Below are 15,435 nucleotides of genomic sequence, written 5' to 3'. Positions count from 1 at the left end.
ACGCATGGACGTGGGAGGAACGCGTGGCGGTCACGGACGAGGCGATCGACAAGATCAAGCAGATGATCGTCGCCGGTGAACTGCGCCCCGGTGACCGGCTGCCCCGGGAACCCGACCTGGCCGAGCGGCTCGGCCTGTCCCGCAACTCGCTGCGGGAGGCGGTCAGGGCGCTCTCGCTGATCCGGGTCCTCGACGTCCGGCAGGGCGACGGGACGTACGTGACGAGCCTCGACCCGGCGCTGCTGCTGGACGCGCTGAGCTTCGTCGTCGACTTCCACCGCGACGACACCGTGCTGGAGTTCCTGGAGGTACGCCGGATCCTGGAACCGGCCGCGACGGCGCTGGCGGCGCAGCGGATGACCGAGGCGCGGCTGGCCGGGCTGCGGGCGGTGCTGGACGGGCTCGCCGACGACCCGAGCATCGACGAGCTGGTCGCGAACGACCTGGAGTTTCACCGGCAGATCGCGGCGTGTGCCGGCAACAACGTGCTGACGTCGCTGCTGGACAGCCTCTCCGGCCCGACCACCCGGGCCCGGGTGTGGCGCGGGCTGACCCAGGAGGGGGCGGTCGAGAAGACCCGGGAGCAGCACGCGGCGATCCTGGACGCGGTCGCGTCGGGGGAGCCGGAGCTGGCCCGGGCCTGGGCGACGGTGCACATCGCCGGGGTGGAGGAGTGGCTGCGCCGGGTGCTGTGACGACGCCGGCCACCACCGGTCAGGACTGCTGTGCGCTGTGCTCCTGGAAGACCTGGTCGGACCCGGGGTAGCCGAGCACGTCGACGAGGTCGCCGGTGGCCGCGACGAACGCCTCGTGGATGTCGTCGTCGAAGTGGTTGACCCAGTCGCCGTGCGCGCCCCTGCGGTAGTGCGAGAGCGGCCCCGCGCTCGCCCGGGTGCTCCGCATCCTGGAGAAGCTGTACCGGGACAGCAGTGCCGTCAACTCGTCCGGCGGGATCGGGAACCCGCAGTGCCGCATCAGCCGCGCCACCTCGTCCGCCTGCCGCTCCCCGGTCAGGTCCTCGTACTTGAACAGGCCGACGGTCCCGTTGTCCGGCGCCTTCGCCCAGGCCCGCAACGACCGGAACGTGCCCTTGCCGGCCAGGTGGTCGATCAGGTAGAGCATGCCCTCCTTCTTCGGCTTCTCCTGGAGGACCTTCCGCACCTCCAGGACGTCACCCATCGCGGTGTGCGAGCTGCGGTAGGAGAAGTAGCTGGAGACCACGATGTCGCGCGGGTCGCGGATCACGAAGAACACCCGGTGCGGGTCCGGCTTGGGGATGTTCTTGAAGCCGTTGTAGGAGACGAAGAGCGTGGAGACCACCCGGCCGCGCGGGAAGGGCTGCGGGTAACGCCACTTGTGCGGGCGCGGGTCGTAGGGCAGCAGGCCGGAGTAGCGGTAGACGACCGGGTCGCTGAGCAGGGCCTTGATCCATTGGCTGGCGGTCTTGCGGATCGTGCAGTGGTAGACGTTGCCGAACTCGCTGCGTGACTCCACCGGCACGGAAAGTCGCAGCTTCGCGTTGTATGCCTCACCCATCACCCGCCGTGCCACCACCCGCACCGAGTTGGGCGTGTTGTGCTTGGTGAACCGAACGGCACGCTTCATCATCGCCTAAACCCTCTCCATGCCTATCCGGCCAGGGCTACGCCGCAGGACAGTCGAGACAACGCCTACAAGCTACAAGAACCGGTCGGCGGACGTAACATCGGCAACAACCGAGCCTCGGCCCGCCGATCAGCGTCGCGGGTCGACGTGGATCTTCGGGGCGGCGCCCCAGCCGGGATCGCGGTCGCCGCCCAGTACCGCCGCCACCTCGTCCAGTCCCACGGTCGCCGCCACCAGCGGGCGCGGGTCGACGGCGCCCGAGGCGTACAGCGCGACGGTGCCGGCGAGCCCGCCGGAGGCGCTGAGCACGCCGACCGCGGTGACGTCCCTGAGCACCAGTTCCCGGGTGTCGAGCAGGCTCGGCCGCTCGGCGAGTCCGATGTACACGACCCGGCCGCCGGGCTCCACCCGCCGCACCGCGTACGCCGGCAGGGTCTCGTCGTTGGCGGCGTCGGCCACCGCGTCGAAGGTCAGCGCGGCCGGCTCCGGCAGGGTCCGCGCCGTCCAGGCGTACCCGAAGCCGAGCCGGCGGGCGAACTCGAGCGTGGCGTCGTCCCGGCCCAGCAGGTGCACCTCGGCGCCCCGGGCCGCCGCGATCTGCGCCACCAGCAGCCCGATGGTGCCCGGCCCGAGCACCAGCAGCCGCCGGCCGGGGCCGACCCGCGCCGCCTCGACCACCCGCAGCGCGTTGCCGCCCGGCTCGACGAGCGCGCCGAGCGTGGCGTCGACCTGGTCGGGCAGCGGGTGCAGGGCCCGGACCGGCACCGGAAGCCGCTCGGCGAGCGCACCCGGCCAGCCACCCCGGATGCCGATCTCGTAGCGGTCCGCGCAGAGGTGCTGCCGGCCGCCCCGGCAACGGGCGCACCGGCCGCAGCCGAGCATCGTGTCGCCGGTGACCCGCCGACCCAGCCAGCTCCCGGGCACCCCGGGACCGACCGCCGAGACGACCCCGCACCACTCGTGGCCGATCCGCAGCGGATAACGCGCGTCACCGCTGTGCAGGTACGCCATCTGACCGGAGAAGAACTCCGCGTCGGTGCCGCAGACACCCGCCCGCAGCACGTCCACGACCACCTCGCCCGGCCCGGCGACCGGCGGCTCGACCTCGCGCACCTCGGCCGTGCCCGGACCGGTCAGCACGAGGGCGCGCACGACTCAGCCCACCGTACCGGCGGTGGTCACCGGCTGCGACGGCGGCCCGGAACGGCGGGGCCGGCGGAGGACGTACCCGAAGTTGTTCTTGATAATGGAGAGTATGCCTGCACTCCGGAGCGACAAGTGGTACGCCGGCTCGGACCGCAACGCCTACCTGCACCGCGCCTGGATGCGGCGCGGCCTGCCGGACTCGGCGTTCGAGGGACGGCCGCAGATCGCCATCGCCAACACCGCGTCCGACCTCACCCCCTGCAACCGGCACCTGGACGAAGTGGCGGCGAGCGTCGCCAACGGCGTCTGGGAGGCCGGCGGGGTTCCGCTCAACCTGCCGGTGGTCTCGCTCGGCGAGACGCAGGTCAGGCCGACCGCGATGCTCTGGCGCAACATGGCCGCGATGGCGATCGAGGAGATGATCCGGGCCAACCCGGTCGACGGGGTGGTGCTGCTCGGCGGCTGCGACAAGACCATCCCGGCGCTGCTGATGGGTGCCGCCTCGGTCGACCTGCCGGCGGTGGTGGTGCCCGGCGGCCCGATGCTCACCGGCACCTTCCGGGGCGTGCCGCTGGGCTGCGGCACCGACGTGTGGCGGCTCTCCGAGGAGGTACGCGCCGGCACCCTCTCGCCGGCCGGCTTCCTCGACTCCGAGTCGTCGATGATCCGCAGCCGGGGCCACTGCAACACCATGGGCACCGCCTCCACGATGGGCCTGCTCGCCGAGGTGCTCGGGATGACCCTGCCCGGTACGGCCGGACTGCCCGCCTCCGACAGCCGGCTGCTGGCCCGGTCGCACGCCACCGGCAGGCTGGTCGTCGAGATGGTCGCGGCGCAGCGCCGGCCCAGCGAGGTGCTGACCGGGGCGTCGTTCCGGAACGCGGTCGTCGCGCTGGCCGCGCTGGGCGGCTCGACGAACGCGGTCGTGCACCTGCTGGCCATCGCCGGCCGGGTCGGGGTGCCGATCACCCTGGACGACGTCGACCGGCTCGGCCGCGGCGTACCGCTGCTCGTCGACCTGCAACCGGCCGGCCGGTTCCTGATGGAGGACTTCCACCGGGCCGGTGGCCTGCCGGCGGTGCTGAACCAGGTCGCCGACCTGCTGGACGCGGCGGCTCCGACGGTGACCGGCCGGCCGATCGGCGACTACCTGGCCGGGCACGAGATCAGTGACCCGGAGGTGATCCGGCCCCGGAGCACGCCGCTGATGCCGGAGGCGGGGATCGCGGTGCTGCGCGGCAGCCTCGCCCCGGCCGGCGCGATCATCAAACCCGCCGCCGCGTCGGCGCAGCTGCTCCGGCACCGGGGCCGGGCGGTGGTCTTCGACTCGATCGAGGAGTTGCACGCCCGGCTCGACGACCCGGACCTCGACGTCGACGCCGACTCGGTGCTGGTGCTGCGCGGGTGCGGGCCGAAGGGTTATCCGGGGATGCCGGAGGTGGCCAACCTGCCGCTGCCGGAGAAGCTGCTCCGCCAGGGCGTACGCGACATGGTCCGGATCTGCGACGGCCGGATGAGCGGCACGGCGTACGGGACGGTGGTGCTGCACGTCGCGCCGGAGGCCGCCGCCGGTGGGCCGCTGGGCCGGGTACGCACCGGGGACCCGATCGTGCTCGACGTGGCGGCGCGCCGGCTCGACGTGGACGTCCCGGCCGACGAACTGGCGACCCGGCCGCCCGCCCCGGCGATGGTGGCCGCGCTGGCCCAGCCGGCCCGGGGCTGGGAACGCCTCTACGTGGACACCGTGCTCGGCGCCGACACCGGGGCCGACCTGGACTTCCTGGTCGGCGGCAGCGGTGACCAGGTGGCCCGCGGATCGCACTGACCACCTCAGACGTCGACGATTCGTCGTTGGCGTCGCACCGTCCACCGCCGGAGTCCACGACTCGCCGCCGGCCCGGATGGTGACCGGCAAAGTACCTGATGGACGGAGAAGAGCGGACTGCCCGGCGTTGCACGGGTGTGTGCTCCGGAAAGGACAGCGGTGGTTGTCCATGACCGTGCCGTCGCATAGCGTCCCTGTCGTTGCCCGCGTGTCCGCACGGATGCGCGGGGTGATTGTTCGCTCTGAGCAGCGTGGAAGGGCTCAGGGCAGCGCGGAAGGGGAGGGACGTGCGACAAGGGACAGCCAGCGGGGGGAGAAGATGGGCCGGCGGCCGAAGGCGCCTGCTCGCGGCTTCGGTGCCCGTGCTGCTGGTCGCGGCGGCCGGGGTGGCGGTCGGCGGCGCCGGACCGGCGAGTGCCGACCGGGCGGCCCGGTTCACGCCGACCGAGCGGGACTACTACATCAACTACGTCGACCCGAAGGTCGAGCGGCCCACTGACGGGACCGAGGTGGTGGTCCAGGGCGGTAAGCGCAAGATCAAGCGGGCCAAGCCCGATCCGGTGAGCGCGTACGGCCGGAAGTTCGTCGAGGGCAACCCGGTGGCGGCCCGGGGGCTGGCCAAGACCGAGGCCGAGGCGATCCGGACCGGCAGGAACCCCCGGCACATCCGCTACAAGCAGGCCGACGAGACGCAGGTCGCGAAGCTGCTGACCATCCTTGTGGAGTTCAACCCGGACGCGGACGACGACTTCACTGGCGTGATGGTGCCGAGGGCGACGTTCGACGACGCGACCACCCCGCAGAACGAGCGGGAGTGCGTGCCCGGCAACGTGCAGAACGGGCCGCTGCACAACAACATCCCGAACCCGGCGAAGGCGTCGCACCCGGACAACAACTCGATGTGGGTGCCGGACTTCTCCACCGAGTTCTACAACAAGATGCTCTACACCAAGGAGGGCATCACCGAACGGGTCCGCACCGACCTGCGCGGCCCCGACGGGCGGCGTGGCATCGACCTGCGCGGCTACACGATGCGCAACATGTACCTGGAGATGTCCAAGGGCGCGTACACGGTGGACGGCCAGGCGACCCCCTGGGTGACCGTGCCGCATTCCGAGGCGTGGTACGGCGCCGACACCTGCACCCAGGTCGACGGCACCTGGGAGGCCGGGGCCAGCCAGGACATGAACGGGCACCCGGACAACCCGGCCGGGCCGAGCGCGCTCGGGGTCGACGCGGTGAACGTGCTGGCCGCGCAGAACCCGGACTTCCCGTGGGCCGACTACGACATCGAGGACACCGCCGACGCCGACGGCGACGGCAACTTCAACGAGCCGGACGGCGTCGTCGACCACCTGGTGCTGGTGCACGCCGGTGAGGACAAGTCCGGCGGCGGCGGCGCCGAGGGCCCGTACGCGATCTGGGCGCACTCGTCGGCGATCGTGCCCGGCTACACCATCCCGGGCACCGACAAGATGATCAGCAACTACATCGTCCAGCCGGAGGACTCCGGCGTCGGTGTCTTCGCCCACGAGTACGGCCACGACCTCGGCCTGCCGGACCTCTACGACATCGGCTCCGGCGGCGACTCGGACGTCGACTTCTGGGACCTGATGTCGTCCGGCTCGCACACCGGCCCGATCTTCCAGGGCATCCCCACCCACATGGGTCTGTGGGACAAGTTCGTGCTCGGCTGGGCCGACCCGGTGATCCTGAACCCCGGCGACGACCCGGCCCGGGTCAAGGTCGGGCAGACCTCGCGGACCCCGGTCGGCACCGAGGACGGCGTCCGGGTGAACCTGCCGGCGAAGCAGATCAGCCTCTCCACCCCGCACAGCGGCGAGGGCCAGTGGTGGACCAACAACGACCAGTCCTGGGCCGACGTCCGGCTTACCCGCGACCTGACGGTGCCGGCGGGCGCCGACGTGCGGTTCTGGCTGTGGAACAACTACTCCATCGAGGAGGACTGGGACTTCGGGTTCGTCGAGGTCTCCACCGACGGCGGCAGCACCTGGACCGAGCAGAAGGTCTTCGACGCCGAGGGCAACCTCGTCTCCACCGACGACGGCTACCCGGACCCGAACGGCCGGCTGCACGACTACGGCGACAAGAAGTACGGCCTGACCGGCAGCACCGGCGGGCAGTGGCGGCACGACTACGTCAGCCTGACGCCGTACGCCGGGCAGACCGTCCAACTCCGGCTGCGGTACGCCACCGACGCCGCGTTCGAGGACACCGGCTGGTTCACCGACGACTTCTCGGTGACCGCGGACGGTGCCACCACCTGGTCCGACGACGTGGAGAGCGGCGCCAACGGCTGGACCGCCACGGTGGGCAGCTTCACCACCACCACCGGTACGGGCTGGAGCATCTCGCCCGGGGAGTTCTCCTACGCGCACTACTACCTCGCCGAGTGGCGTAACCACGACGGCTTCGACGAGGGCCTGAAGTACGCGTACCAGACGAACTACAACCGGGACGGTGCCTGGAAGGTGGACCGGGTGCCGTACAACGCCCCGGGCATGCTCGTCTGGTATCGGGACACCAGCTACGGCAACCTCAACCTGGTGCTGAACAACCTCTACGACCCGCCGAGCATCGGGGCCAAGGGCGGCCTGCTGATCGTGGACTCGCACTTCGACCCGTACCGCCGGACGGGTACGGCGGCGGCCAAGGACCCGTCGCTGCTGGACAACCTGCCGTCCCGGCCACAGTCGTCGAACGCGGCGTTCGGCTTCGGTAAGACGTACCCGTTCACCGAGTGTTACGAGGCGCCGAACGAACCGTTCAGCGCGTACTGCACCAAGTTCAAGGCGCAGCCCGGGGTGAAGTCGTTCACCGACAGCAAGGGTTGGTACCCGGGCATCGAGTACCGGCCGGACCTCGACGCCGAGAGCCCGCTCTTCTTCCGGGACGCCGACGCGTCGGTCGTGGTGCCCTCGAAGGACAACGCGCCGTACTCGGTGCGGATCGTGGACCGCAACGGCAAGCCGGCGCGCAGCCAGTACGGCATCGACCTGGGCGGCGGGGTGCAGACCGGCACCGGCAACCCGGGCGAGGTCGGGTTGAACTTCGGTGTCCGGTTCGACCTGCTCCAGCCCGGCCACCGCAACCAGTGGGCGGTCGTCAAGGTCGTTCCGCCCGCCGCACCCTAACGGCGGACGCGACCGGAGGAGATCCATCGTTCGACGCGGGGCCGCCGCCAGCAACCCGCTGGCGGCGGCCCCGCCGCCGTGCGTCACCAGGCACGGTCATCGCCAGGGCCTGTCGTGGGATCTCCGCACCATGTTCGGTGTGGACGTGATTTCGGACGAGGAGCGTCCCGGGTGACAGGAACCGAGTCCTACGAGTTCGACTTCTCGCTCTCTTACGCGAGCGAGCAGCGGGAGTACGTCGACGAGGTGGCGAAGACCCTGGCGAGTTCGGGGGTGACCGTCTTCTACGATCAGGACCGAAAGGCCGAGATCTGGGGAAAGAACCTCTACGACTACCTCGACGAGGTCTACCGGACGAAGGCCAAGTACTGCATAGTCTTCGCGTCGCGGGAGTATGCCAGCAAGATCTGGACGAATCACGAGCGCGAGAGTGCCCAGGCCCGCGCCGTCGCCCAAGCCGGCGACTACATACTGCCCGTGCGGTTCGACGACACCACGATCCCGGGTCTTCGGCCGACACTGGCCTACCTCGACGCAAGGGTCATCTCGGCACGGGAAGTGGCCGAACTCGCGCTGAGCAAGCTGAGACTCGGTCAGTCGCACGACCAGCAGACGCCGCCGGCCGACGGCCTCTACGCCGACAGCTTCCTGGAGCAGGTCAGGCGCCTGCTGATCGCTAACGGCTCGTTGAACTTCGACCCGTCGGCGATGCGGAAGCTGCGGAAGAGGCGGCACATCCCGGAGTCGGAGGAGATAATCGCGTTCGGACGCTGGCGGAGGCTCAACGGCACCTCGGACATCGCGTTCACGACCTGGGGCATCCGCATCTGGCTTGGCGCGAAGAATATCAGCTTCCGTTATGCGGATATCAACGAGTATTCTTTCACCGAAGGTTCCGAGACCGTCTACGGATATGACGACTGGACGGATTACGACTGGCTCGTGGTCTCCGGACGGGGGCAGGAGATAGCGTTTCCTCGCGCCCACATGCTGCAAAGGGAGGTTGCTCTCCTGTCGACCTTCATCGCCATTCAGCACCTGGTCCGCACGAGGTCGAACAGGTAGCCGGGCCGTCCACCCGCCGGACCGGGCCCGGTTCCGATCGCACCGACGCGCTGGCTACCCGTCGAGGAGCCGGCGGCCTGCCGCAGCCGCCTGCCCGGTGGCCGGAGACCGGATACCCGCCGCCGGGCTCGACGCCGGTCCGCTCGCACCAGGCGTCCGGGCCGGCAGCGGCGGCAGCTCGGCTACTGCGGTGCCCGGCGCGTCGGTGGCGGCGTCGAGCAGCACCGGGTACGCCCGCAGCAGCCCCCCGACGAACGACGCGGTGAACCGGTCGGCGTCGTACTCGACCGACACCGTGCCGTCCGCCGTGGACTCGTCGACCGACAACGTCAGCTCGAACGTGGCGCCGCCGGTGTCGAGCGGGATCTCGGTCACCGTGCAGGACGGCAGGGTGAGCGTTCCGGCCGGCGCGTCCGCGGTCCGGTGGCCGAAACACACCTGCACCAGCGGCGGCCGGTCACCGTCCCGGGCCGGGGCGAGGTCGGCGACGAGCTGCTCGAACGGGAGATCCTGGTGTTCGAGCACTCCGACCATGGCCCGTCGGGTCCGGCGCACCAGTTCGGCGAAGGTGGGCGCCCCGGTCAGGTCGACCGGCACCGGCAGGGTGTCGACGAAGCGCCCGACGACCTCGGCGGTCCTCGGGTACTCCCGGTTCGCCACCGGGATGCCGACAAGCAGCCGCCGCACTCCCGCGTACCGGGCGAGCAGCGCGGCGTAGCCGGCGAGCAGTACGGCCGACGGTGTGGCGCGCTCCCGGCTGGCGAGGGCGTGCACCGCGTGCCGGGTCGCCGCCGGGAGTGGCACGCCGAGCCGGCCGCCCCGGACGCGCGGCCCGGTCCGGCGCGGTAGCGGGGCGGCCAGGTCGAGGACCCGGGGTACGTCGGCGAGCGCCGACCGCCACCAGGCGCGCAGGTCGGCCCGACGGATGCCGCAGAGCTGGTGGCGCTGCCAGACCACCCAGTCGAGGTATCCGATCGCCGGCTCCGGCAGCCTGGTCGGGCCGTCTGCCAGCGCCCGCAGGTAGCCGAGCCCGAGGTCCCGCAGGATGATCTCGATCGACCGGCCGTCCCCGACGAGCGGATGGACCGCGACGGCGAAGAGGTGGCGGCGGGGTGCGAGCCGCAGCACCAGGAAGCGGACCGGTGGCCCGCCGACCAGGTCGAAGGGGGCCAGCACCGCCCGCTCCGCCTCGGCCAGCGCCCCGGCGAACAGGGCCGGCCGGTCGCTGTGGTCGACGATCCGCAGCGGTACCGGGCCGGCGGGTCCGACCCGCTGCACCGGCCCGTCCGGGGTCGCCCGGAAGACGGTGCGCAGCGCCGCGTGCCGGCGTACCACCGCGGCCAGCGCGTGTCGCAGCGCGGCGAGCCGCAGGTCGCCGTCGACGTCGTAGCACCTGCCGAGCACGTGGCCGCGCCCGGTCGGGAGCCCGTCGGGACCGGTCCGGAGCCGGTCGGCGCGCAACAGCCCCTGCTGGGCGAAGGAGAGCGGGAAGGTCGGTGTCATCGTATCGACCATCACAAGATCGATTGGACGGAGACTGAAGGCGGACTGGACAGGCCGGCGTCCGGCCCGGCGCCGAGGCGCAGGTGGCCGTCTGCCGGGGATCCGGTGGTTCGGTCCTGCGGCCGGAGATCGGCCGGTACATTACGGGCTATACGCCCGCAATCCGCGTCGCCGTTCGGAGGTGCGCGTGACGACGACCGGTAAGCGCCGACCGACTCCCGCGGACCCGACTCCGGAACCGGTGCCGGCCGGCCGGACACCGAGCGGGACGGACCGCGACCTGCCGCCCGAGCTCGGCCCGGACGCGATAGGCGTACTCGACGGGTTGTCGTTCATGCTCTCCGACGCGGTCGGGGACGTGCCGCCCGGCTCGATCGGCGGGCTGGTCCACGAGGACACCCGGTTCCTGAGCCGCTGGCAGCTACTGCTGGGCGGCGCCCGGCCGCTGCTGCTCGGCTCCAGCGCGGTCGACCCGTACTCGGCGGCCTTCTTCCTGGCCAACGCCGAACTGCCCGGCCTGCCCGCCAACCGGATCGGGATCCGCCGGCAGCGGTTCGTCGGCGAGGGGATGTTCGAGCGGATCGCGGTGCAGTGCTTCGCCGACGAGGAGGTGTCGATAGAGCTGCGGCTGGCGGTCGACGTCGACTTCGCCGACCTGTTCGAGATCAAGGAGCGGCTCCGGGACCGGTCCGGGCAGATCGCCCGGGACCACCTGGCCGACGGCTCCCGGCTCTGGTTCGGCTACCAGAACGGGGAGTTCGCCGTCCGTACCCAGGTGGTGGCGCTCCCGCCGGCGGACCGGGTGGAGGGCGACGACCTGGTCTGGGACCTGGTCCTGCCCCCGGGGGAGAGTTGGCAGGTCGAACTGCACGTCCCGTTGCGGTACGTCAACGTCGACGTGGTGCCGAGCCGCCGCGAGTTCGGCGAGGTCTTCGCCGCCGACGGCAAGGACGACTCGACGAGCCGGTGGCGGGCCAGTCGGCCCGTCCTGCACGCGGACTCCGACCTGCTCCGCGACGTGTACCAGCAGTCCGTGGCCGACCTGGTCTCGATGCGGGTCGAGAAGGAGGTCTCCGGGCAGCGGGTGGTGATCACCGCCGCCGGGCTGCCCTGGTTCCTCACCCTCTTCGGGCGCGACTCGGTGATCACCGCCTACCAGGCGATGATCGGTGGATCCGAACTCGCCCGGGGCACCCTGCTCACCCTCGCCGAGCACCAGGCCACCGACCGGGACGACTTCACCGACCGGGAACCGGGCAAGATGCCGCACGAGTACCGCAGCGGCGAGTTGACCCGGCTCGGCGTGATGCCGCACAACCCGTACTACGGGGCCGCCGACACCACCCAGCTCTGGCTGGTGCTGCTCTCGGAGTACTGGCGGTGGACCGGGGACGACGGGTTGCTGCACGAGCTGCGCGACAACGCGTACGCGGCGCTGCGCTGGATCGACGAGTACGGCGACGCTGACGGCGACGGCTACGTCGAGTACGCCACCCGGTCCGGTCAGGGGCTCGGCAACCAGTGCTGGCGCGACTCCTGGAACGGGGTGCAGTCCGCCGACGGGACGATACCGGTGCTGCCGATCGCCACCTGCGAGATCCAGGGCTACACCTACGACGCGAAGCTGCGGATGGCCGAACTCGCCGACGGCCCGTACGCGGACCCGGAGCTGGCCCGGCGACTCCGGGACGAGGCCGCCGCGCTCGCCGAGCGGTTCGACCGGGACTTCTGGCTGGAGGCGCGCGGCGGTTACTACGCCCTCGGCCTGGACGGGGACAAGCGTCCCATCGACGCGATGACCTCGAACATGGGCCACCTGCTGTGGAGTGGCATCGTGCCGGCGGAACGGGCCGGGGTCGTGGTCCGGCAGTTGATGTCCGACGAACTCTTCTCCGGCTGGGGCGTGCGTACGCTGTCGACCGCCGACCGTGGCTACAACCCGATCGGCTACCACCTCGGCACCGTCTGGCCGCACGACAACTCGCTGATCGCGCACGGGCTGGCCCGGTACGGCTTCCGGACGGAGGCGAACCGGATCGTGATGGCGATGCTGGAGGCGGCCCGCTTCTCCGACAACCGGCTGCCGGAGGCGTTCTCCGGCTACGACCGCTCGTTCGGCCGGGTGCCGGTGCCGTACCCGACCGCATGCAACCCGCAGGCCTGGGCCAGCGCCGCCCCGCTGCTCTTCCTGCGGACCATGTTCGGCCTCCGGGCCGGGGACGGACGGTTCGTCCTGGACCCGGACGTGCCCGAGGGACTCGGCCGGATCCAGCTCGACCGGGTGCAGGGCTTCGGCCGGTGCTGGGAGGTCGAGGCGAACGGCCGGCAGGGCCACCTGCGCCTGGTGCCCTGAACCTGCGCCGGATGTCCCTGAAGCCGGTCGCTGGGCGCTGGTGGTTGAAGATGGCGATTCCGGGTAAGCCGGGCCATGCGTTCCGCCCGGCGCACTGTCGACCGCTTCGATCTCGACCAGGCCCGCATCGCCGAAGCCCTCGGCCAGTTGCGCGATCGGGGCGAGGCCACCGTCCGGGACCGCTGGCACACCACCCGGTTCAACCTGGCGCTCGCCGTCCAGGCCGGGTTGGCCGCCGCACTGGCCTGGATCGTCTCCCGGCACTTCCTCGGCAACCCCGATCCGGTCTTCGCGCCGATCGCCGCGATCGGCACCGTCGCCTCCTCGGTCGGCCAGCGGCTGCGGCGCAGCGTGGAACTCATCATCGGAGTGGCGGTGGGGATCGGCGTCGGCGACCTGCTGATCTTCGTCATCGGCAGCGGCGCATGGCAGCTCGGGGTCGTCGTGACCCTCGGCATCGTGCTGACCATCTTCCTCGGCGGCGGGCCGGCGGTGGTGAACCAGGCGGCGGCGACCGCGGTACTCATCGTCGCCCTCACTCCCGCGTCGCCGGACATCGAGTCGCTGCGGGTCATCGACGCGCTGGTCGGCGGCTTCATCGCCCTCGCGGTGATCGCGCTGCTGCTGCCGGTCAACCCGCTGCGGTTGGTCGACCGGGCGGCCCGGCCGGCGCTGAACCGGCTCGCCGACCAGTTGTCGGAGACGGCCGAGGCGCTGGCCACCGACGACGCCCGCCGGGCCCAGCGGGCACTGGAACGGATGACCGAGATCGAGGAGTACATGGACGGTCTCGAGGAGGCGCTGCACGGCGGCCGGGAGACCACCATCCTCTCGCCGGCCCGCTGGCACCGCCGGGGTGCCCTCACCCAGTACTTCGAGGGCGCCGAGTTCATCAACCACGCCGTGCAGAACAGCGGCACCCTGGTACGCCGGGCGGTGACCGCGCTGGAGGACGGCGAGCCCCGGCCGTCCTCGCTACCGGAGGCGGTGGCGGCTCTCGCCGACGCGGTCCGGATGCTCCGGCAGGACCTCGGCGTCGGTACCCTGCCCAAGTCCGCCCGGCAGTGCGCGCTCTCCGCCGTCAGTGCCGCCGGCCGGGCGTACGACGAGGGGGTCGGCTTCTCCGGCAGCGTGGTCGTGGCCCAGGTGCGCACCACCGCCAGCGACCTGCTCCGGGCCACCGGGATCGAACGGGCCGAGGCCAACCGGCTGGTTCGCTGGGCGGTGGGCCGGGACGCGGCCCGGGAGGCACCGGTCGACGCGGAGGCCCTACCCGATTAGCGACCTCCGCCCCGAGCCGCGCCGCTCAGCAATTCGGGCGGCCGGCGCCTACCGGTCCAGTGCCGCCCGCAGCAGGGCGACCGCCGGTGGGATCTCGGCGTCGGTGATGTTGCCGTAGCCGAGGACCAGCGCGGGTGGCCCGGCCCGCTCCGCCCGGTACGCGTCGAGGTCCACCAGACGCAGTCCGGCGGCCGCCGCCCGGCCGACCACCGTCGCGGTGTCGGTACCGGCCGGCAGGTGCAGCAGGATGTGCAGGCCGGCGGCCGTGCCGGCCACCTCGCCGTCCGGCACCCGGGCGGCGAGTTCCCGCACGAGTACGTCCCGGCGGGTCCGGAACCGGCGGCGGGCGGCGCGCAGGTGCGTGTCGTACCAGCCGCGGTCGACGAAGGTGGCCAGGGCGAGCTGGTCCAGCACCGGCGGGGGCGCCGCTACGGCGTTCGCCGACCCGAGCACCGACAGCAGGGCCGGCGGTGCGACGGTCCAGCCCAGGCCGAGGGCGGGCGACAGAGTCTTGCTGACCGAGCCGACCAGGAACACCCGGCGCGGATCGAGGCCCTGCATCACCGCGATCGGCCGGCGGTCGTAGCGGAACTCGGCGTCGTAGTCGTCCTCGACGACGTACCCGTCGACCGTCCGGGCCCAGCGGACCAGTTCGGCCCGCCGGTCCGGGCTGAGCACCGCCCCGGTCGGGAACTGGTGTGCCGCGCCGACCACCACGGCCCGGGCCCCGCCGGTCCGGTCCAGCTCGGTCACCCGTACCCCGTCCTGGTCCACCCCGACCGGCTGGATCCGCAGGCCGGCGCTGGTCGCCGCGTCCCGCAGCCGGCCCCAGCCCGGATCCTCCACCGCGATCCCGGTGACACCCTCGGCCCGCAGCGCCCGGCAGATCCGGAACAGTCCGTCGGTGATGCCGGCGCAGACCAGCACCGACCCGGGCTGGGTGTCGGCCCCGCGCGAGCGCCGCAGGTACTCCGCCAGCGTGCCGCGCAGCCGCGGATGGCCGGCCGGGTCCGGCGGGCCGAGGTCGTACCGCGCGGCCGAGCCGGTGACCGAGTGCACCGCCTCGGTCCACCGGCGGCGCGGAAAGGCCCGCAGGTCGGGCAGTCCGGGGGCCAGGTCGTACCGGACCGGTGGCTGGGCCGGCCCCGGCACCGCGCGGCGGCGGGCCGGGGCGGTCTGCGGCGACCACGAGACCCGGGTGGCCGAGCCGACCCGGGCCGTCAGGTATCCCTCGGCGACCAGCTGCGCGTACGCCTCGGTCACCACCCACCGCGAGCAGCCGAGGTCCTCGGCGAGCGTCCGGCTGGGCGGTACGGCGGCACCGGTCGCCAGCCGGCCGTCCCGGATCGCGGCCCGCAGCGCACGGGTCAGCCGGTCGTGCAGCGGCCGCCGGCCCGGGTCCGTGGAGTCGATCTCCAGCAGCGTCGCCCACGCCGAATTGGTCTGGGAATCTGGCACGGGATTGGAGCGTACCGCCCATCCGATCGAGGTCTACCGTTTGC

At 72.1% G+C, this 15,435-nt stretch carries 10 protein-coding genes; 6 read left to right on the top strand and 4 right to left on the bottom strand.

Features of this window, described 5'->3' with window-relative positions; translation table 11 throughout:
- The first annotated feature begins 23 nt into the window (after positions 1–23).
- Positions 24–695, top strand: a complete 672-nt coding sequence (locus ACN28A_RS35595) for a FadR/GntR family transcriptional regulator (protein ID WP_421403046.1) — start codon at positions 24–26, stop codon at positions 693–695.
- Positions 696–714: 19 nt separating this feature from the next.
- Here the strand turns inward: ACN28A_RS35595 and ACN28A_RS35590 are convergent, their stop codons facing one another.
- Both ACN28A_RS35590 and ACN28A_RS35585 read right to left on the bottom strand, forming a co-directional pair.
- Positions 715–1,608: a sulfotransferase domain-containing protein gene (locus ACN28A_RS35590; protein WP_421403044.1), complete on the bottom strand. Its 894-nt coding sequence runs from the start codon at positions 1,606–1,608 to the stop codon at positions 715–717.
- Between the two features lie 126 nt (positions 1,609–1,734).
- Complete coding sequence (locus ACN28A_RS35585; protein WP_421403042.1) at positions 1,735–2,757, bottom strand: zinc-dependent alcohol dehydrogenase; 1,023 nt, start codon at positions 2,755–2,757, stop codon at positions 1,735–1,737.
- Positions 2,758–2,860: 103 nt separating this feature from the next.
- Between ACN28A_RS35585 and ACN28A_RS35580 the strand changes: the two genes are divergently transcribed.
- From ACN28A_RS35580 to ACN28A_RS35570, 3 genes are all read left to right on the top strand, one after another.
- The gene (locus ACN28A_RS35580; protein WP_421403040.1) at positions 2,861–4,576 is read left to right on the top strand and encodes a dihydroxy-acid dehydratase; all 1,716 of its coding nucleotides are present in this window, start codon (positions 2,861–2,863) and stop codon (positions 4,574–4,576) included.
- A 356-nt stretch (positions 4,577–4,932) separates the two neighbouring features.
- Positions 4,933–7,731 (top strand): immune inhibitor A domain-containing protein, encoded by a 2,799-nt coding sequence (locus ACN28A_RS35575; RefSeq protein ID WP_421403038.1) that lies wholly within the window; start codon positions 4,933–4,935, stop codon positions 7,729–7,731.
- A gap of 171 nt (positions 7,732–7,902) precedes the next feature.
- A complete protein-coding gene (locus ACN28A_RS35570) occupies positions 7,903–8,796 on the top strand; it encodes a TIR domain-containing protein (protein WP_421403036.1) in 894 nt (297 codons plus the stop codon).
- A gap of 54 nt (positions 8,797–8,850) precedes the next feature.
- Here ACN28A_RS35570 and ACN28A_RS35565 read toward each other — a convergent pair whose 3' ends face one another.
- Positions 8,851–10,299 carry a condensation domain-containing protein gene (locus ACN28A_RS35565; protein ID WP_421403034.1) on the bottom strand — a complete coding sequence of 483 codons (1,449 nt, stop codon included), beginning with the start codon at positions 10,297–10,299 and terminating at the stop codon, positions 8,851–8,853.
- Between the two features lie 187 nt (positions 10,300–10,486).
- Between ACN28A_RS35565 and ACN28A_RS35560 the strand changes: the two genes are divergently transcribed.
- Positions 10,487–12,652, top strand: a complete 2,166-nt coding sequence (locus tag ACN28A_RS35560) for a glycogen debranching N-terminal domain-containing protein (protein WP_421403032.1) — start codon at positions 10,487–10,489, stop codon at positions 12,650–12,652.
- Positions 12,653–12,727: 75 nt separating this feature from the next.
- Entirely contained in the window at positions 12,728–13,933 is a 1,206-nt protein-coding gene (locus tag ACN28A_RS35555; protein WP_421403031.1) for an FUSC family protein, read from the top strand.
- Between the two features lie 48 nt (positions 13,934–13,981).
- Here the strand turns inward: ACN28A_RS35555 and ACN28A_RS35550 are convergent, their stop codons facing one another.
- Positions 13,982–15,391, bottom strand: a complete 1,410-nt coding sequence (locus ACN28A_RS35550) for a PLP-dependent aminotransferase family protein (RefSeq protein ID WP_421403029.1) — start codon at positions 15,389–15,391, stop codon at positions 13,982–13,984.
- Positions 15,392–15,435 lie beyond the last annotated feature (44 nt).

It is taken from the genome of Plantactinospora sp. WMMB782 (assembly GCF_049179135.1).
In the GTDB taxonomy this organism is placed as follows: Bacteria; Actinomycetota; Actinomycetes; order Mycobacteriales; family Micromonosporaceae; genus Plantactinospora.
The sequence above is the reverse complement of the archived record's forward strand: the minus strand, read 5'-3'. Positions and strand labels throughout refer to the sequence as shown.